This window comes from Pseudoxanthomonas mexicana, from assembly GCF_010093385.1.
In the GTDB taxonomy this organism is placed as follows: Bacteria; Pseudomonadota; Gammaproteobacteria; order Xanthomonadales; family Xanthomonadaceae; genus Pseudoxanthomonas_A; species Pseudoxanthomonas_A mexicana.
The window spans coordinates 1-18,461 of record NZ_PDWV01000067.1 but is presented as its reverse complement, the minus strand read 5'-3'; the positions used below and the strand labels follow the sequence as shown (position 1 = coordinate 18,461).

The window sequence follows — 18,461 nt, the reverse complement described above, 5'->3', positions numbered from 1 at the left end:
TCGGCAGCGTCAGATGTGTAGAAGAGCCAGGTGGGGCAGGGGACGCATCGTGCGTTCTCGTCGGGGGTCCGCTTCCTCCAACGCCGGAGCGGTGCCCCGCCGGACACGCGCCCCGCCCAGCTTTCGACACAGGCGGCCCCGCGGTGGACGCGGGGCCGTGGCGAATCAGACCAGCGAGATCGCCTTGTTCTTGCGTTCGGCCAGGCGCTTTTCCAGGTAGTGGATGTTCTGGCCGCCGGCCTGGAAGCCCTGGTCGCGCATGATGCGCTGCTGCAGCGGGATGTTGGTCTTGATGCCGTCGATGACCATTTCGCTGAGCGCCACGCGCATGCGCGCGATCGCCGTTTCGCGGTCGGGTCCGTGCACGATCAGCTTGGCGATCATCGAATCGTAGTTCGGCGGGACGCGGTAGCCTTCGTAGATGTGCGTGTCCACGCGCACGCCCGGACCGCCCGGCGGATGGAAATGCTGGATCAGGCCCGGGTGCGGCATGAAGGTATCCGGGTCTTCGGCGTTGATGCGGCACTCGATCGCGTGGCCGCGCAGCACGATGTCGGACTGTTTGATGCTCAGTTTGTGACCGGCCGCGATGCGCAGCTGTTCGCAGACCAGATCGATGCCGGTGATGCGTTCGGTGACCGGATGCTCCACCTGGATGCGGGTGTTCATCTCGATGAAGTAGAAGCGTCCGTCCTCGAACAGGAACTCGAACGTGCCCGCGCCGCGGTAGCCGATGCGCAGGCAGGCCTCCACGCAGACCTTGCCGATCTCGTTGCGCAGCTCCTCGGTGATGCCGGGCGCCGGCGCTTCCTCCACCACCTTCTGGTGGCGGCGCTGCATCGAGCAGTCGCGTTCGCCCAGGTGGATGGCGTTGCCCTGGCCGTCGGCCAGCACCTGGATCTCCACGTGACGCGGATTCTCCAGGAACTTCTCCATGTAGACCTCGCCGTTGCCGAAGGCCGCCTTGGCCTCGGACTTGGTGGTCTCGATGGCCGCCTTCAGCGCGCCTTCGACATGCACCACGCGCATGCCGCGGCCGCCGCCGCCGCCCGCCGCCTTGATGATCACCGGGTAGCCGATCTCGCGCGCGATCTTGGTATTGGCGACGATGTCGTCGCCCAGCGGACCGCCGCTGCCGGGCACGCACGGCACACCGGCGGCCTGCATGGCGCGGATCGCCTCCACCTTGTCGCCCATCATGCGGATGGTGTCGGCCTTGGGGCCGATGAAGATGAAGCCGGACTGCTCCACGCGCTCGGCGAAGTCGGCGTTCTCCGACAGGAAGCCGTAGCCGGGATGGATGGCCTGGGCATCGGTGACCTCGGCCGCGGCGATGATCGCCGGGATGTTGAGGTAGCTGTCTTCGAGGCGGCAGGGCCGATGCAGACCGACTCGTCGGCCATGGCCACGTGCTTGAGATTGCGGTCGACGGTGGAGTGCACCGCGACCGTGCGGATGCCGAGGGTGTGGCAGGCGCGCAGGATGCGCAGCGCGATCTCACCCCGGTTGGCGATAACGACCTTGTCCAGCATGGTGCGGACCTCAGCCGATCACGAACAGCGGCTGATCGAATTCGATCGGCTGGCCGCTTTCAGCCAGGACCGACAGCACCGTGCCCGATACGTCGGCCTCGATGGGGTTGAACATCTTCATGGCTTCGATGATGGCCAGCGTCTCGCCGGCCTTCACCGCCTGGCCCACGCTGACGAACGCCGGCTTGTCCGGCGCCGGCGAGGCGTAGAACGTGCCGACCATCGGCGCGCGCACCACGTGGCCGTCGGGAAGGGCGTTGCCGGGCTTGGCGGTGCCGCCGGTAGAGGCTTCGGTGGGCGAGCTCATCGGCATCGGCGCGGCCGGGCGCGGCTCGGCGTAGGCGACCGGTGCCGCGGGCGCCGCATAGCCGCCCTTCGGCGTGCGCGCCAGGCGCACGGACTCTTCGCCTTCCTTGATCTCGATTTCGGCCCGGTTCGACTCTTCCAGCAGGTCGATCAGTTTCTTGATTTTGCGGAGATCCATGGGAGCCTCGTGGTTGAACGATGTTCCGCGCGCGGAACAAGATAAAAGGGGTCAGGCGGGCAGCCGTTGCAGGGCGGCGTCCAGAGCGTAGCGGTAGCTGTCGGCGCCGAAGCCGCAGACCACGCCGACCGCCTTGTCGCTGAGATAGCTGGTGTGGCGGAACGGCTCGCGGCTGTGCGGGTTGGACAGGTGTATTTCGATGAAGGGCAGCGCCACGCCGGCCAGTGCGTCGCGGATGGCGACCGAGGTGTGGGTGAAGGCGGCCGGGTTGATCAGGATGAAGGCCGTGCCGTCGGTGCGCGCGGCCTGGATGCGGTCGACCAGGGCATGCTCGGCATTGGACTGGAAGCTGTCCAACTGGTGGCCGGCGGCCTGGGCCTGTGCCGCCAGGGACCGGTCGATGTCCGCCAGCGTCGCATGGCCATAGACCTCCGGCTCGCGGGTGCCGAGCAGATTGAGGTTGGGGCCATGCAGGACCAGCAGCTTCGCCATTCGCGTCTCCAGCGGAAGGGCGGCAGTCTGCTTGAACCCGGTGATGCTGTCCAGTTCGCCGAAGTTTGCTTCGTTTTAAGCGGATGTTTGATTTTGTGGCCTGTCACGGCCCATCAGGGATGTGCAGCCGTGGCGCGGATCCGTCGATCAGGGTGAGGGTGATCCGCACGGCGCGGGGTCGCGCGCTTGGCTACTCCACCCAGCCGCTGATTTCGCCGGGCTTGAAGGGGCCGATCTTCTGCCGCGCGCTGCGGCCATCGGCATCCACGAGCACGGTGTAGGGCAATACGCCCTTGGCATTGCCCAGCCAGACGCTCGCATCGGCAGGACCGGGCGCATCCAGCAGGATCGGATAGCGCACCGGCACCCTGGCGATGAAATCACGTACGCCGTCCGGCGTATCCAGCGCAAGACCGATCACCTGCACGCCCTCGCGGCCCTGGGTCGCCGCGAAACGGTCCAGCTCGGGCATCTCCTCGATGCACGGTCCGCACCAGCTCGCCCACACGTTGATCAGCAGCCGCCTGCCCGCGTAGCGCGTGTGCAGGTCGACGATGGCGCCGTCCAGTCCGGGAAGCGCGATGGCCGGCATGGGGTCGCCGATGCCGGCTGGCGTGACGCCGGGCGGGGGCGCGGGCGCGGTGGCGTTCGTGGCCGCATGCAGGGCGCGCTCGCCCACCTGCGTGCGCCAGAACGGATTGCCGTTGAACCACAGGCTGGCCAGCAGGCCCAGGCCGCCGGCGGCCACCGCCACCAGCAGCACGCGCGAGGTCGTCGCCTTCATCGTGCGGCGCGCTCGAAGGCCCGGCGCATGCCGTCCTGGGTCAGGACGGTCGGCAACACTTCCCCGGCGCCACCGCCCCGCGGATACATCACGTACAGCGGCACGCCGACCGCACCGTGCTTCTCGAGGAAGGCGGTGATGGCCGGGTCCACGTTGGTCCAGTCGCCGGTAAGCATGACCGCGTCATGGGTTGCGAGCAGTTCACGGAACGCGGGGGTGTTGAGCACCGCCTTCTCGTTGGCCTTGCAGGTGACACACCAGTCGGCGGTCATGTCGACGAAGACGATGCGGCCTTCCGCGCGCAGGGCGGCCAGGCGATCCGCCGAGTAGGCCGCGTGCCCTTCGGTCGTCGGTGCCGCTGCTGTCTCCGCCGGCAGTCGATGCAGCATCGCCAGCGGCACCAGTGCGGAGACAGCGAGTGCCAGCGCCAGCGCGCGCTGCAACGGCGCAGGGGCGAAGCGCGCGCGCTGGAACCACCATAGCCCCAGCGCCAGCAGCACCAGGCCCACCAGCGCCAACCCCACGGCGTCGATGCCGCGTTGCTTGCCCAGCACCCACAGCAGCCAGACTGCCGTCAGGTACATCGGGAAAGCCAGCACCTGCTTCAGCGTGTCCATCCACGCACCGGGACGCGGCAGGCGGCTTGCCAGCCCCGGCACGAAACCGATCAGCAGGAACGGCAGGGCGAGCCCCAGGCCGAGCACCGCGAACACCAGCAGCGCCAGCGGCGTGGGCGCGGTGAACGCATACGCCAGCGCCACGCCCATGAAGGGCGCCGTGCACGGGCTGGCCACGACCACCGCCAGCCCGCCGGTGAAGAAGTCGCCGACCGGGCCGCGACGCGACGCCAGCCCGTGACCGGTTCCCGCCAGCCGATGCCCGATCGCGAACACGCCCGACAGGCTCAAGCCCACCGCGAACATCACGTACGCGAGCAGTCCGACCACCCACGGCTGCTGCAGCTGGAAACCCCAGCCCAGCGCCTGGCCCGCCGCCCGCAGTGCGATGGCCAGCGCGCCCACGGCGACGAAACTGACCAGCACGCCGGCTGTGTACCAGAGCGCGCGCCGACGGGCATCGCCGCCCTCGCGCCCGCTTTCGGCCAGCGACAGCGCCTTCAGCGACAGGATCGGCAACACGCACGGCATCAGGTTGAGGATCAGGCCACCGGTCAGCGCGAGCGCCAGCGCGACGAGCAGCGAGGAGGTGCCGCGCGGGTTGCGGGCCAGCACCTCTTCGGGCGGGCGCGTGCGTTCGACATCGGTCGCGATGGAGGCTGCCGACGTGGTCGTATCCGGGGTGGCGACGGCGGCATCGACCGGAGTCGTCGCGGTTGGCAGTGGCGCCACGGTGGCGGGTGCGGGCGTGTCAGGCGTACTGACGGGCGTGACCGTCCCGGACGGGATCGCCAGCTTCACCCGCCGCGTCATCGGCGGATAGCAGATGCCATCGGTCTGGCAGCCCTGGAACGTCACCCGCAGCGTCGCGGTCACCGCGTCGGCGCGGTCGCGCTTCCGCGGCACCGGCACTTCGGCCTGGTCGAAGTAGACGGTGACGTCGCCGAAATGTCATCGCGATGCGCTTTGCCCTTCGGCCAGCGCGGCGCCTGCAGCGATATGCCCTGCGCACCTTCCAGCGCCATCGAGGTACGGTCGCGATACACGTAGTAACCGCGCGCCGGGGTGAAGCGCAGCAGCAGTTCGTTACCGTTGAAGGCGATCGCCTCGAAGGCGAACGCCTGCTCCTCCGGCAACGGCAATGCGTCCATGCCCGCCTGCGGCTTCTGGCCCAGCAGGTTGCCGGCAAGCGCGCCACCGCCCAGCGGGACGAAGGTGTCGCCTGCCGCGGGCGGCAGCGCCACCTTCAGCGTGCGCGTCTGTGGCGGATAGCAGATGCCGGCATCCGCGCACCCCTGGTACTTGATCTTCAGGCTGACGCTGTCGGTGCCGGGCGCGGGCCGGCCGGGCAGGGTGGCGACCAGTTCGCCGCGATAGGTTTCCACATCGCCGAAGAACTCGTCGCGGTACGCCTTGCCCTTGGGCAGTTGCAGCGGCTGCGCGGCGAAGCCCGCGTCGGCCTCCACGCCGGTGCGGTGACGGTACAGGTAGTAGCCGTCGGTGATCTTCCAGCGGATCTCGATCCGTTCGCGGGCCGGTGCGGTGGCGGTCAGCACGAACGCCTCGTCCACCGGCAGCAGGTCGTCCTGGGTGATCGCGGCCGAGGCCGCGGGTGCCAGCAGCGAGGCCAGGAACAGCAGCAGGAGGGCGGGCAGGGTGCGGATCGGCGTCATCGGGTCACTCGGGTGAGGCGTCGGTGCGGGTTTCCGCGGTCACCCAGTCCAGATAGGCGGGCAGGCCGGCGGCGGTTTCGACCACCAGGATCTCCGGCAGTTCATACGGATGCAGTTCGGCCAGCCGGGCCATCAGGGCGTCGCGCCGGTCGGCCGGGGTCTTGGCCAGCAGCTGGACCTCGGTCGTCTGTTCCACCCGGCCCTGCCAGCGGTAGGTCGACACCCCACCGGGCAACAGGCTGACGCAGGCCGCCAGGCGCTCCTCCACCAGGATCCGCGCCAGCCGCTGGGCGGTGTCGGCGTCCGGGCAGGTGGACAGGATGAGGAAGACGGGCATGGGCCGGCGATTATCGCAGACCCGCCGGAGCCGGCCCCGGGCAAAAAATTTTCCTGGAGGGCCTTGAAAGCCGCCGGGCCCCGCCCAACATCGGACGGCATCCGGCGTTGCCGGGTTTTTGCGTCCGCGTCGTTGGCAGTCTCCGGTGGAGACTGCTAACATCGCCGCCCCTTTCCTAGTCCAATCAATCACTTAAGAGGATTGACATGAGCAACATCAAGCCGCTGTACGACCGTCTGGTGGTCAAGCCGATCGAAGCCGAAGAAACCTCGCTCGGCGGCATCATCATCCCCGACGCCGCCAAGGAAAAGCCCACCAAGGGTGAAGTCATCGCCGTCGGCGAGGGCAAGTTCATCGACGCCACCGGTGGCGTGCGCGCCCCGAAGGTGAAGGTGGGCGACAAGGTGATCTACGGTCAGTACTCCGGTTCGGCCTACAAGCAGGACGGCGTCGAGTACAAGATCATCAAGGAAGACGACGTTCTGGCGATCCTGGCCTAAGAGCCGGCATGGGGGCGACGGGACCGGCAGCAGCGATGGCTGCAGGCCCGGTCCACCTGTCCCCGCCATCGCTTTCCGAGTTCCCAAATCTCTAATCCCGAATCCCGGCCGCCGGCCTGGGATTCACGCCTACCGGAGTTATTCAAATGGCTGCAAAAGATATCCGTTTCGGTGAAGACGCCCGTACGCGCATGGTGCGCGGCGTGAACATCCTCGCCAATGCCGTCAAGGCCACCCTCGGCCCGAAGGGCCGCAACGTCGTGCTCGAGAAGAGCTTCGGCGCCCCGACCATCACCAAGGACGGCGTGTCCGTCGCCAAGGAAATCGAACTGGCCGACAAGTTCGAGAACATGGGCGCGCAGATGGTGAAGGAAGTCGCGTCCAAGACCTCCGACAATGCCGGTGACGGCACCACCACTGCCACCGTGCTGGCGCAGGCGTTCATCCGCGAAGGCTCCAAGGCCGTCGCCGCCGGCATGAATCCGATGGACCTGAAGCGCGGCATTGACCAGGCCGTGAAGGCCGCCGTCGAAGAGCTGAAGAAGCTCTCCAAGCCGACCGCCGACGACAAGGCGATCGCCCAGGTCGGCACCATCTCGGCCAACTCCGACAGCAACATCGGCGACATCATCGCCGAGGCCATGAAGAAGGTCGGCAAGGAAGGCGTGATCACCGTCGAGGAAGGCTCGGGCTTGGAGAACGAGCTGGACGTGGTCGAGGGCATGCAGTTCGACCGCGGCTACCTGTCGCCGTACTTCATCAACAACCAGCAGTCGCAGCAGGTCGAATTCGACGACCCCTTCATCCTGATCCACGACAAGAAGGTCTCCAACGTCCGCGAACTGCTGCCGGTGCTGGAAGGCGTCGCCAAGGCCGGCAAGCCGCTGCTGATCGTGGCCGAGGAAGTGGAAGGCGAAGCGCTGGCCACCCTCGTGGTCAACACCATCCGCGGCATCGTGAAGGTCGCCGCCGTCAAGGCGCCGGGCTTCGGTGACCGCCGCAAGGCCATCCTGGAAGACATCGCCACGCTGACCAACGGCACGGTGATCTCCGAGGAAGTCGGCCTGCAGCTGGAGAAGGCCACCATCAACGACCTGGGCCGTGCGAAGAAGGTCGTGGTCTCGAAGGAGAACACCACGATCATCGACGGCGCCGGCGATGCCGAGCGCATCCAGTCGCGCATCAAGCAGATCAAGGCGCAGATCGAAGAGACCTCTTCGGACTACGACCGCGAGAAGCTGCAGGAACGCGTGGCCAAGCTGGCCGGCGGCGTGGCCGTGATCAAGGTCGGTGCCTCGACCGAAATCGAAATGAAGGAAAAGAAGGCCCGCGTCGAAGACGCCCTGCACGCCACGCGTGCGGCGGTGGAAGAAGGCGTGGTCCCCGGCGGCGGCGTCGCGCTGATCCGCGCGCTGCAGAGCATCGGTACCCTGAAGGGTGCCAACGAAGACCAGAACCACGGCATCCAGATCGCCCTGCGCGCGATGGAAGCCCCGCTGCGCGAGATCGTCACCAATGCCGGCGAAGAGCCCTCGGTGATCGTCAACCGCGTCAAGGAAGGTTCGGGCAACTTCGGCTACAACGCCGCCAACGGCGAGTTCGGCGACATGATCGAATTCGGCATCCTGGACCCGACCAAGGTCACGCGCTCCGCGCTGCAGAACGCCGCCTCGATCGCGGGCCTGATGATCACCACCGAAGCGATGGTGGCCGAGGCCCCGAAGAAGGACGAGCCGGCGATGCCGGCCGGCGGTGGCATGGGCGGCATGGGTGGCATGGACTTCTAAGTCCGCTTCCCGCGTCACTGTTCCACGAAAAGCCCCGCAGCGATGCGGGGCTTTGCTTTATCCGTTCCCAGCGATCTCACGCACCGCGCGCAAGGCCTCATCGACTTCAGCGGGCGTGTTCACCAGGCTGGGCGCCAGCCGCGCGTAACTGACCGCGTAGGGACTGGTGCTGGCGACGATGCGGCGCGCGAGCAGCTGCTTCACGATGTCGGTGGGCGATACGCCCTCGATCTCGAACGCCACCAACCCCGCAGACAACGCGGGCGCGCGTGGCGTGTGCATCCTCACCTTCGGCAGACGGGCCAGGCCTTGCTTCAGTTGATCGTTCATCGCAGTGATGCGCGCCGCCACGCGCGGGCGCTGCATCTGCCGGTGCATGCGGAAAGCCGCGGCCATCGCCCACTGGTGCTCGAAGGCATGGAAGCCGCCGGGCGTCATCCGTGCCGCATTGGCGGGACCCGAAGGCGGACGATCTTCTGCCCAGGCCTTGTAGCTTTCCAGTTCGGTGAAGTTGGGCACCAACGGCTGCAGGCGGCCCCAGTTCGCCGCATTCGCCCATACCAGGCCGGTGCCGCGCGGCGCGAACATCCACTTGTGCGTGCCGGCGCAGAAATAGTCCGCGCCCATCGTGGCAACCGTCTCGTCCGTGGCGCCCAGGCCATGCACGCCATCGACCACGAGCAGCGGCGGTGAAGGCAGGTCGTGCAGCATCGCCGCGATCTCGCAGATCGGCAGGCGGATGCCGGTGCTGGAATGCACCCAGGTGATGCCGACCACGCGCGTGGCCGGACGCACCGCGGCCCTCAGGTTGCCGACGATCTCATCGACGCTGGCCGTGGCGGAGGACGCGAACAGCGCGATCTTCCGCATCGATGCGTTCGCGCGTGCGGTTGCCAGGCGGATGGATTCGTGGTGCGAATAGTGGTCGTGGACCGTAGTCAGCACCTCATCGCCGGCCTTCAGCGGCAGGCCGTGGTAGACCAGCGCGAGACCTTCGGTCGTGCTCCGCGTCAGGCAGACCTCCGCTGCCTCTCCACCCAGGTAGTCCGCCGCCTCGGTGCAGACCCGTAACGGCAGGTTGTGCGCGTCGTCCTCGAACATCGCCCGTTCGACCACCAGGAACGGGTTCGCATCCATCGCGCGTCGATAGCCCTCGAGCGCTTCGCGCACCGGCGTCGGGTGGCTGGCGATGAAGAACGAGGCGAAGTGCAGGTAGGCCGGATCAAGTGCGAACTGCGCGCGTACCGCCTCCCAGTCGGACAGGTCGGGCGGGGTGGAGGTCTGCGCGGCCACGGCGGCGAGCAGCGGGCCGGGCAGCAGGGCCGTCGCGGCGAGGGCGGCGGGCGCCGCGAGCAGGTGTCGGCGGGACAGGGCCATGGTGCACCGGTACCGGTGGCGTCGCCGGTTGCGACAAGAAGGCCAACGCGAGGGTGCGCCGCTCACGGCCACCGATTGGCGGAAGCGGAACGAACAGGGATCTTGTCGGCGTCGGTGCGTCCGGATAGCCTCGACATCCATGCCTACCTCGCTGCTGGTCGTGGATGATTTCCTGGGACCCCGTGATGCGCTCGCGTTGCGCGATGCGGGCCTTCGGCTGACCTACCCCCCGGACCAGAAGGGGGCGTTTCCCGGCCGCAATTCGGTCGAACGGGTCGAGATCGACGGGCTGACGGAGGCGGTGTCGCGGTTGGTGGGCGAACGTTTGCGCCCCGCGCCGCCACCGCAATCGCACGCCAAGTTCAGGATCACGCTGGCCGGCGACATCGGCCGGGCGAAGGTGCACATCGACAAGGCGCACTGGTCCGGGGTCCTGTACCTGAGCCGGCCCGAAGACTGCCGGGGGGGTACCGAATTCTTCAGGCACCTGCCTACCCAGAGCGACCGCGCGCCGATGACCGACGAGGAACTGGCCGCCGCCGGCTTTGCCTCGCAGGAACAGATGTACCGGGAGATCGTCAGCAAACACACGCTGGACGACAGCAAGTGGGAAATGACGATGCGCGTGCCCATGCGCTTCAACCGGCTACTGATGCTCCGTCCCTGGATGTGGCACACCGCAGGTGAAGCGTTCGGCAACTCTTTGGAGGATGGCCGCCTCGTCTACCTGCTGTTCTTCGAAGTCGCCTGACCTGCCACCACCACGTTGCAGATGAAACATTCGCGCGTCCGGGAAAGGCGTGATATCACTACGCCCCAATGAATCCGACCCGCGCCCGCTTCTGGTTTTGGTATTACCGCGATCCCACGGCGGTGGCGGGGCTGCGTTCATTCTAGGTAGACACCAGAAGAATCCCCTTGAAGCCGCCAGCGAACCTGGCGGCTTTTTTATTGACTCCGGAGAAACCCCCCATGGCCCCCCACACCGACGACCTGCGCATCAGGAAGCTCGATGAGCTGGTCACGCCCGCCGCGATCATCGGCGAACTGCCGTGCGACGACGCGATTTCGCAGACGGTGTCCGAAGCGCGCGCCGCGCTGCACGACATCCTGCACGGGCACGACGACCGCCTGGTGGTGGTGATCGGTCCGTGCTCGATCCACGATCCTGCTTCGGCGATGGAGTACGCCGCACGCCTGAAGCCGCTGCGCGATGCGCTGGCCGGCGAGCTCGAGATCGTCATGCGCGTCTACTTCGAGAAGCCGCGCACGACGGTGGGCTGGAAGGGCCTGATCAACGATCCCGCGCTGGACGGCAGTTTCGACATCAACCGCGGCCTGCGCCTGGCGCGCGGCCTGTTGCGCGACATCAACGCGCTGGGCCTGCCGGCCGGATGCGAATATCTGGACACCATCTCGCCGCAGTACATCAGCGACCTGGTGGCGTGGGGTGCGATCGGCGCGCGCACGACCGAGAGCCAGGTGCACCGCGAGATGGCCAGCGGACTGTCCTGCCCGGTGGGCTTCAAGAACGGCACCGACGGCAACGTGAAGATCGCGGTGGATGCGGTGGGTGCGGCCTCGCATCCGCATCATTTCCTGGCGGTGACGAAGGAAGGCCGCTCGGCGATCGCCGCCACGGCGGGCAACCCGGACTGCCACGTGATCCTGCGCGGCGGCAAGGCGCCCAACTACGATGCGGCCAGCATCGAGGCGGCGAGCCAGGTACTGGCCAAGGCGGGACTGCCGGCACGCCTGATGGTCGACGCCAGCCATGCCAACAGCGGCAAGGATCCCGACAACCAGCCCGCGGTGGTCGACGACATCGCGGCACAGCTCGAGGTGGGTGAGCGCCGCATCGTCGGTGTGATGGTGGAGAGCCACCTGGTGGGCGGACGCCAGGATCTGGTCGACGGCCAGCCCCTTCGTTACGGTCAAAGCATCACCGATGGCTGCCTGGGATGGGAGGCGAGCGGTCAGGTGCTCGAGCGTTTGGCCGCGGCCGTGCGCATGCGGCGTGTGCGAGGAGCCGGGATGGAACAGGCGGCCTGAAGCACGACGACGCACCGCGTTTCGCCCCTCCCCGACAGTGCCGACGCCCGCAGCGGGGCGATGGTTGTGATGCACGGCCCTTCAATGGTTAATATCTCCATTGCAAGCCTCTGATTAACGTGACTTTTCTCGCATTAAGAGGCTGCGCCTGACAGGAGATGGGCAATGCGGGGGGCATGGGAGCGTGTGCGCCGGTGCTGGACCTTGCCCGACGCCAGCGAGGATGTGCGCACATTGCTGCTGAACCGGCAGTTGCGCAATCTGTTTCGCGTCGTGCCCTGGTATGCCGCCTCCAACTGCTACACGGGTGGTGGCGTGCTGCTGGTCATGTGGCCCTTCCTTGATGCCGCGTTCGCGTGGGCCTGGTTCGCGTGTCTGGGGCTTGTCCACCTGGGGTGGGGTTGGCATGCGGTCCGCTGCGCGCGCAGACAGCAACGTCAGGGCGAACAGTCACTGCGGCATGGCGATCTGCATGTTTCGATGTTCTGGTGCGCCCTGTGTGCCCTGGCCGCGGGTGCGGGCATCTACCTGGGTGCGCCACTTGCGGCCAGCGACGCCAGCCGCCTGCTGCTCAGCGCCTACACGCCCGGGCTCATCGCCACTGGCGTATTGGTCGGGATCACCACGCCGCTGGTGTCCTTCACCTGGCTGGCGATCCTGACGGTATCGGCGTGCCTGATGGTGGCGAGGCTGGATTTCCTGGCCCAGGGCATGACGGTGACACTGCTGTGCTGTTACGCGGTGATGCTCTCTTCGGCCCTGCTGTTCGCCTCGCACCTGTTCGTCCGCCGCATCGAGGCCGAACTGGCAGCGGACCGGCAGCGCCAGATCGTCGGCCTGCTGTTGCGCGATTTCGAAAGCAAGGCCAACGACTGGCTGTGGGAAAGCGACTGCGGCGGGGTGCTGACGCGCCCGGCCAGCCGGCTCGCGCAGATGCTGGGACTGGTGGACGCTGATCTGGTGGGGAAGCGACTGGACACGCTGTTCGCCCCGCACGCGCTGCTGGCCCTGGGCGGCGAGGCCGCGGTGGGGCCGGCCGCGTTGCGGAAGCGCCTGGGTGGCGGGCGGCCGTTCAGCGGCGTGGTGGTGGAAGCAATGGTGGACCAGCAGCCGCGCAGCTGGTCGCTCAGCGCCAAGCCGTTGCATGCGCCCACGGGCGAATGGATCGGGTGGCGTGGCGGGGGGTGCGAGGTCACCGATGCCCGGCTGCGGGAGGCGGAGGCGTTGGTGCGCGAACGTAAGCTGCACCACCTGGCCCACCACGATCCGCTGACAGGGCTGCCCAACCGAAGGGCCTTCCTCGACGCCATGGAGGTGGAAAGGGAGGGGCCGCATGCGGTCGCCATGATCGACCTGGACAACTTCAAGACGATCAACGACAGCCTGGGCCATGCCGTGGGCGACCAGGTGCTGTGCGCGGTCGCGCGGCGCCTGCAGCAGGGGTGTCGGCCGGGCGACCTGCTGGCACGGCTGGGCGGGGACGAGTTCGCGGTGCTGCTGCGTGGATTGCCGGCAAAGGGTGCCGACGCGGAAGCCTGTGCGCGCCTGGAGCACCTGCTGGACGTGTTGCGGGTTCCGGAATGGGTCAATGACTATCGCGTCGATGTGCGTGCAAGCATCGGCGTATCGAGGGTGGTCGATTCGGCGGAAACCGGCGAGTTGATGCGGCAAGCGGACAATGCGTTGTACGCGGCGAAGAACGAGGGGCGCGACATGTTCCGCCAGTACTCGCCGCGGATGAGCGAACGCCTGCGCGAACGCCTGGCGCTGGTCAGCGACCTGGCGCTGGCGGCCCATGCCGGTCAGCTGGAGCTGGACTACATGCCGCTGCGTGCGGCCGAAGACCTGCGCGTGCGCGGCTACGAAGCGCTGCTGCGCTGGCGGCATCCGGTGCATGGGCGCATACCGCCGATGGACTTCATTCCCGTGGCCGAGGAATCGGGACTGATCGTGCCGATCGGCCTGTGGGTGCTGGAGCGGGCCTGCCGCGATGCGCTGGCCTGGGCGCCGGACCCCCTCCTGGCCGTGACCGTCTCGCCGATACAGCTGGCGTCGCCGTCCCTGGTGGACTCGGTGATGGACGTCCTGCAACGCGTCGGGCTGCCGGCGGACCGTCTGGAACTGGAGATCACCGAGTCCGTCCTGGCCCGCGACCCGGCCGCCGCGCGCGCCATGCTGCAGCGCCTGCGCGCGGCGGGGGTGCGCATCGCGATCGACGATTTCGGGGTGGGTTACTCGTCGATGGCGCAGCTGCGCGAGTTGCCGTTCGACAGCCTCAAGCTGGACCAGTCGTTCGCGGCGGCGCTGCTGCAGGACGGCGCGCGCGACATGACGCGGTCGATCATCGCCTCGGTGGTGCAGCTGGCGCGCTCGATGCAGCTGACCGTGGTCGCTGAAGGCGTGGAGGTCCAGGAGCAGCTGGACATGCTGCGCGGGCTGGGATGCACGCTGCTGCAAGGCTATCTGTTCGGCAAGCCAGCTCCGATCGCCGCTCTCATGGCAGAGGTTGCCGAGTCGGAACGTGCCTGAGGGAGGCGTGCGGGTGGCATGGGCGGAGCCGTCACTGCGGCCTGCTTGTCATTCGGGCAGCGCGGATCGCCCTGGTTGCGACGTACGCGCTATCAGGTGGCCGGCAACGCCTTCGTCAACACCGCGCTGGCGACGTCGCGGCGAGGGAGAGGCAGGTGCCGGCGGCGTGGCCGGCCATCGGCTTCACCGAAGCGCGCGGCAAGTGGCGCGAGCGCGTGGGCTCGGATCGGTTCGGACCGGGCCGGCGGATATCGACGCGTCGGTTGAGGCCGGCAGCCTATCCCTGTTCAGGTAAATGCGGTGAAGAACGTAATCCGCATTCTGACGAGCGGCACAGAAATTGGTCTGATATCGGTAACATGTTGGTGGGGCAAGGATTTCGCTCTCGTTCATGTTTGTGACATCACATCAGACTGCCTTGAATTCGCCGTTTTTGTTTTGCAGTGCAGCGTGCAACACCCGTAACGCACCCTTCACGATGGCCCCGCATCCCGACGTGGGGGAGGGAGCAAGCCCGCAAATGGCCCAGCCTTTGCGGGCTTTTTTATTCCCGCTGCCCAAACCTTCGGCCCCAAGCCGCGCCACCACACCCCGCGGCTTCCCTGCGTCCCTGACTCAGGGGCGCTGCCCCCGTCGCCTTCCCGCGCCTGAAGGCAGGTGCCGGCCAGAGGCGACCAGCGAAGCGTTAGAATTGCCGCCATGCCCGACACTCCCGCACGCGTGATCCCCCTCGAGGTCGTCAGTTCCTCGTCCGCCCCGCTCGAGGCCGGCGCCAAGCAGCTGGGCGGCGACAAGATCGCGCGATCGCCGGTCCAGTTCGCCGACGCGCCCGTGTTGCGCAAGCCGTCGTGGATCCGGGTGCGTATTCCCTCCGATGGCTCGGTGGCCAAGCTCAAGGCCAAGCTGCGCGAGAACCGTCTGGTCACCGTGTGCGAAGAGGCCAGCTGCCCGAACATCCATGAATGTTTCGGCCACGGCACGGCCACCTTCATGATCCTGGGCGAGGTGTGCACGCGTCGCTGCTCGTTCTGCGACGTCGCCCATGGGCGCCCCAAGCCGCCGGACCCCTCCGAGCCCCTGAGCCTGGCCAACACCGTGGCCGACATGGGCCTGAAGTACGTCGTGGTGACCAGTGTGGACCGCGACGACCTGCGCGACGGCGGCGCCCAGCATTTCGTCGACTGCATCGCGGCCATCCGCGCGCATTCGCCGGCGACCCGCATCGAAATCCTGACCCCGGACTTCCGTGGCAAGGGCCGCATGGACCGCGCACTGGAGATCCTGGCGGTCAATCCGCCGGACGTCTTCAACCACAACATCGAGACCGTGCCGGACCTGTACCCGAACGTCCGCCCCGGCGCCGACTACCAGTGGTCGCTGACCCTGCTGCAGCGTTTCAAGCAGCAGCATCCGCACCTGCCGACCAAGAGCGGCATCATGCTGGGCCTGGGCGAGACCATGGAGCAGGTGCAGGGCACGCTGCGCGACCTGCGCGCGCACGACGTGGACATGGTCACCATCGGCCAGTACCTGCAGCCCACGGCACACCATCACCCGGTGCTGCGCTACTGGACGCCCGAGGAGTTCAAGGCGCTGGAGGATTACGGCATGGCGCTGGGCTTCAGCCACGTGGCGTCGGGTCCGCTGGTGCGCTCCTCCTACCACGCCGACCAGCAGGCGGCGCAGGCCGCCCACGCCGCACGCCAGGCGGGCTGACGCCTCGTTCCATGACGAACGCCCCCCGGGGCGTACCGTCGGGCCGAGCGACCCGGTCATGGCACGGCCACGGTTCACCTTTTCCTACGTTCCGGCCATTAGGCTGCCGAAAGGCAGATGACAAGGCGCGCAACTTTGTGCACTGTCGGACTGTCGAATCCGCCATCCGTTCCAGCCTGACGGGCCCCCGGGCCACGAGTACGCAATGACACTGAAGAAAGCCCCCTTCCTGCTGCTGGCCCTGGCCCTGTCGACCCCGCTGGCGCTGCTGGCGCGCGGTGACGGCGACGCGGTTGCGGTGGCGCCCAACGCGGACCAGTCCAACACCTCCAAGCTGGTGTACGGCCTGCTGTCGGACAGCCGCTATGCCTACCGGCCGCGTCCGCTGGACGACGCCCTGTCGCAGGAGGTCTTCAAGCGCTATTTCGAGGCGCTGGACGGCGGCAAGCAGTTCTTCACCGCCGCCGACGTGGCGCGGTTCGCCCCGTACAAGACGAAGATGGACGACGCGATCCGCAGCGGCGACTTGGCGCCGGCCTACGAGATCTTCGCCGTCTACAAGCAGCGCGTGGGCCAGCGCGTGGCCTATGCGCGCGCGCTGCTGAAGCAGGACTTCGACTTCACCGGCAGCCAGCGCTGGGAATACGACCGCGAGGATGCGCCGTGGGCGGCCGACGGCAAGGAACTGGATGCGATCTGGAAGAAGTCGGTGATGAACGACTGGCTGCGCCTGAAGCTGGCCGGCAAGAAGCCCGACGACATCCGCAAGACGCTGGACAAGCGCTACGCCAACCTGCAGCGCAGCATCAACGAACTCAAGACCGAGGATGTCTTCCAGACCTTCCTCAATGCCTATACCGGCGCGATCGATCCGCATACCGATTACTTCACCCCGCGCACCGCCGAGAACTTCAACCAGTCGATGTCGCTGTCGCTGGAAGGCATCGGTGCGGTGCTGCAGCGCCAGGACGACCTGGTGGCTGTCCGCGAGATCGTGCCGGGCGGCCCGGCCGACCTGAGCGGCAAGCTGAAGGTCGGTGACCGCATCGTTGCCGTTGGCCAGGGCAAGTCCGGACCGATGACCGATGTGATCGGCTGGCGCATCGACGATGTGGTGGCGCAGATCCGCGGCAAGAAGGACACCCAGGTCCGCATCGAGTACATCCCGGTGGAAGCCGGCATCGACGGCAAGCACGCGCAGGTCACCATCACCCGGCAGAAGGTCAAGCTGGAAGAGCAGGCGGCCAAGGCCGAAACCATCACGCTGCCCGCCAGCGCGGGCGAACCCGCACGCCGCATCGGCGTGATCAAGCTGCCGGCGTTCTACCAGGACTTCGAGGGCCGTCGCCGCAATCCGAACGACTTCAACTCGGCCACCCGCGACATCGCCAAGCTCCTCGCGCAGTTCAAGGCGCAGGGCGTGGATGGTGTGGTGATGGACCTGCGCAACAACGGTGGCGGCTCGCTGGACGAGGCGGTGGAGCTGACCGGCCTGTTCATCGACAAGGGCCCGGTGGTGCAGGTGCGCGAATCCGGCGGCCGCGTCACCGTCAACAGCGATCGCAAGACCGGCGTCGCGTGGGATGGTCCGCTCGCCGTGCTGATCAACCGCGGATCGGCCTCTGCATCGGAGATCTTCGCCGGCGCCATCCAGGATTACGGACGCGGCCTGGTGATCGGCGAGACCAGCTTCGGCAAGGGCACCGTGCAGAACATGGTGGACCTGGACCGCTGGCCGGCCAACGAAGCGCCGCGCTTCGGCTCGGTGAAGCTGACCATCGCGCAGTTCTTCCGCGTGGCCGGTGGCAGCACGCAGCACAAGGGCGTGGTGCCCGACATCGCGTTCCCGGTGAGCGTGGACGCCAGCGAGTACGGCGAAAGCACCTACGACAACGCCTTGCCGTGGACGCGCATCGCCGCCGTGCCGCACCTGCAGTACGGCAACTTCGCGCCGCTGCTGCCGCGCCTGCAGGCGCTGCACGCCGCGCGCTCGGCGAAGGACAAGGAGTTCCAGTGGTGGTCGGAAGACGTGGCCCAGTTCCGCGCCGAGGCCGCCAAGAAGTACGTTTCGCTCAACGAAGCCGAACGCCGTGCCGAACGCGACCGCCAGGAGACGCAGCGCAAGCAGCGCCAGGCCGAGCGCAAGGCGCTGGGACTGGCACTGGACCCGCTGGCCGAGGACCTGGCCGATGACGGCCTGGGCGCTTCCGAGCGCGACATCGTGAAGGACGCGCAGCGCGAGAAACTGGCCGACAAGCGTCCGGATCCGCTGCTGCGCGAATCGGCGGCGATCCTGGGCGATGCCATCGAGATTCTGGGCCAGGACCGCAAGCTGTCCGCGCAGGTGCTGCCGGATTCGCCCGGCCCCGGTCGCTGGGCGGAATGAGGCAGTGGTGCGCGATGAGGAGTGAGGAGTGAGCGTCAGCACGCGCTCCTGCTCGCTCCTCACCCCTCCTCACTCGCTCTTCGTTCCAAGCGCAAGATCCGGATAGCCCCTCTGTCGCGCGCGCCTTAGTCTGGGCGCATGGACACCATGCCGCGCCGATCGCTTCCGTACCCCACCCCCCCCACGCCCCCCCCC

The 18,461-nt window shown here is 67.6% G+C and carries 12 protein-coding genes and 2 pseudogenes; 7 read left to right on the top strand and 7 right to left on the bottom strand.

The annotated features are described in order from the left end of the window. Window positions 1-165: 165 nt before the first annotated feature. From accC to cutA, 6 genes and pseudogenes are all read right to left on the bottom strand, one after another. Window positions 166-1,532 (bottom strand): annotated as a pseudogene (accC, locus tag CSC76_RS17055) (acetyl-CoA carboxylase biotin carboxylase subunit). Window positions 1,533-1,542: 10 nt separating this feature from the next. Further along, window positions 1,543-2,016 carry an acetyl-CoA carboxylase biotin carboxyl carrier protein gene (accB, locus tag CSC76_RS17050; RefSeq protein ID WP_162111165.1) on the bottom strand — a complete coding sequence of 158 codons (474 nt, stop codon included), beginning with the start codon at window positions 2,014-2,016 and terminating at the stop codon, window positions 1,543-1,545. A gap of 51 nt (window positions 2,017-2,067) precedes the next feature. After that, entirely contained in the window at window positions 2,068-2,508 is a 441-nt protein-coding gene (gene aroQ / locus CSC76_RS17045; protein WP_142126171.1) for a type II 3-dehydroquinate dehydratase, read from the bottom strand. A 190-nt stretch (window positions 2,509-2,698) separates the two neighbouring features. Next, window positions 2,699-3,292: a TlpA family protein disulfide reductase gene (locus CSC76_RS17040; protein WP_162111164.1), complete on the bottom strand. Its 594-nt coding sequence runs from the start codon at window positions 3,290-3,292 to the stop codon at window positions 2,699-2,701. Then, window positions 3,289-5,582 (bottom strand): annotated as a pseudogene (locus CSC76_RS17035) (protein-disulfide reductase DsbD family protein). The gene CSC76_RS17040 and the pseudogene CSC76_RS17035 overlap by 4 nt, the downstream one beginning before the upstream one ends. 4 nt (window positions 5,583-5,586) lie before the next feature. Continuing rightward, window positions 5,587-5,919 carry a divalent-cation tolerance protein CutA gene (cutA, locus tag CSC76_RS17030; RefSeq protein ID WP_162111163.1) on the bottom strand — a complete coding sequence of 111 codons (333 nt, stop codon included), beginning with the start codon at window positions 5,917-5,919 and terminating at the stop codon, window positions 5,587-5,589. Between the two features lie 206 nt (window positions 5,920-6,125). Here cutA and CSC76_RS17025 point away from each other — a divergent pair, with 206 nt between their 5' ends. Further along, window positions 6,126-6,419, top strand: a complete 294-nt coding sequence (locus CSC76_RS17025; protein WP_162111162.1) for a co-chaperone GroES — start codon at window positions 6,126-6,128, stop codon at window positions 6,417-6,419. Window positions 6,420-6,565: 146 nt separating this feature from the next. Next, a complete protein-coding gene (gene groL / locus CSC76_RS17020; RefSeq protein ID WP_162111161.1) occupies window positions 6,566-8,206 on the top strand; it encodes a chaperonin GroEL in 1,641 nt (546 codons plus the stop codon). 57 nt (window positions 8,207-8,263) lie between these two features. Here groL and CSC76_RS17015 read toward each other — a convergent pair whose 3' ends face one another. After that, the gene (locus CSC76_RS17015) at window positions 8,264-9,583 is read right to left on the bottom strand and encodes an aminotransferase class V-fold PLP-dependent enzyme (RefSeq protein ID WP_202923560.1); all 1,320 of its coding nucleotides are present in this window, start codon (window positions 9,581-9,583) and stop codon (window positions 8,264-8,266) included. Between the two features lie 139 nt (window positions 9,584-9,722). Between CSC76_RS17015 and CSC76_RS17010 the strand changes: the two genes are divergently transcribed. The 5 genes from CSC76_RS17010 (at window position 9,723) to CSC76_RS16990 (ending at window position 18,266) form a co-directional block, all read left to right on the top strand. Continuing rightward, window positions 9,723-10,334, top strand: a complete 612-nt coding sequence (locus CSC76_RS17010) for a DUF6445 family protein (RefSeq protein WP_162111160.1) — start codon at window positions 9,723-9,725, stop codon at window positions 10,332-10,334. 221 nt (window positions 10,335-10,555) lie between these two features. Further along, a complete protein-coding gene (locus CSC76_RS17005; RefSeq protein ID WP_162111159.1) occupies window positions 10,556-11,635 on the top strand; it encodes a 3-deoxy-7-phosphoheptulonate synthase in 1,080 nt (359 codons plus the stop codon). Between the two features lie 204 nt (window positions 11,636-11,839). Then, complete coding sequence (locus tag CSC76_RS17000; RefSeq protein WP_162111158.1) at window positions 11,840-14,164, top strand: putative bifunctional diguanylate cyclase/phosphodiesterase; 2,325 nt, start codon at window positions 11,840-11,842, stop codon at window positions 14,162-14,164. A 699-nt stretch (window positions 14,165-14,863) separates the two neighbouring features. Continuing rightward, window positions 14,864-15,880 (top strand): lipoyl synthase, encoded by a 1,017-nt coding sequence (gene lipA, locus CSC76_RS16995; RefSeq protein ID WP_162111157.1) that lies wholly within the window; start codon window positions 14,864-14,866, stop codon window positions 15,878-15,880. 205 nt (window positions 15,881-16,085) lie between these two features. Beyond that, window positions 16,086-18,266 carry a carboxy terminal-processing peptidase gene (locus tag CSC76_RS16990; protein WP_162111156.1) on the top strand — a complete coding sequence of 727 codons (2,181 nt, stop codon included), beginning with the start codon at window positions 16,086-16,088 and terminating at the stop codon, window positions 18,264-18,266. The last annotated feature ends 195 nt before the right edge of the window (window positions 18,267-18,461 follow it).

Excerpts from the sequence above, each read along its gene's own strand:
- accB (WP_162111165.1), bottom strand. The coding sequence starts at position 2,016 with ATGGATCTCCGCAAAATCAAGAAACTGATCGACCTGCTGGAAGAGTCG.
- lipA (WP_162111157.1), top strand. The coding sequence starts at position 14,864 with ATGCCCGACACTCCCGCACGCGTGATCCCCCTCGAGGTCGTCAGTTCC.
- CSC76_RS17015 (WP_202923560.1), bottom strand. The coding sequence starts at position 9,583 with ATGGCCCTGTCCCGCCGACACCTGCTCGCGGCGCCCGCCGCCCTCGCC.
- cutA (WP_162111163.1), bottom strand. The coding sequence starts at position 5,919 with ATGCCCGTCTTCCTCATCCTGTCCACCTGCCCGGACGCCGACACCGCC.
- groL (WP_162111161.1), top strand. The coding sequence starts at position 6,566 with ATGGCTGCAAAAGATATCCGTTTCGGTGAAGACGCCCGTACGCGCATG.
- CSC76_RS17025 (WP_162111162.1), top strand. The coding sequence starts at position 6,126 with ATGAGCAACATCAAGCCGCTGTACGACCGTCTGGTGGTCAAGCCGATC.
- CSC76_RS17040 (WP_162111164.1), bottom strand. The coding sequence starts at position 3,292 with ATGAAGGCGACGACCTCGCGCGTGCTGCTGGTGGCGGTGGCCGCCGGC.
- CSC76_RS17005 (WP_162111159.1), top strand. The coding sequence starts at position 10,556 with ATGGCCCCCCACACCGACGACCTGCGCATCAGGAAGCTCGATGAGCTG.
- aroQ (WP_142126171.1), bottom strand. The coding sequence starts at position 2,508 with ATGGCGAAGCTGCTGGTCCTGCATGGCCCCAACCTCAATCTGCTCGGC.
- CSC76_RS16990 (WP_162111156.1), top strand. The coding sequence starts at position 16,086 with ATGACACTGAAGAAAGCCCCCTTCCTGCTGCTGGCCCTGGCCCTGTCG.
- CSC76_RS17010 (WP_162111160.1), top strand. The coding sequence starts at position 9,723 with ATGCCTACCTCGCTGCTGGTCGTGGATGATTTCCTGGGACCCCGTGAT.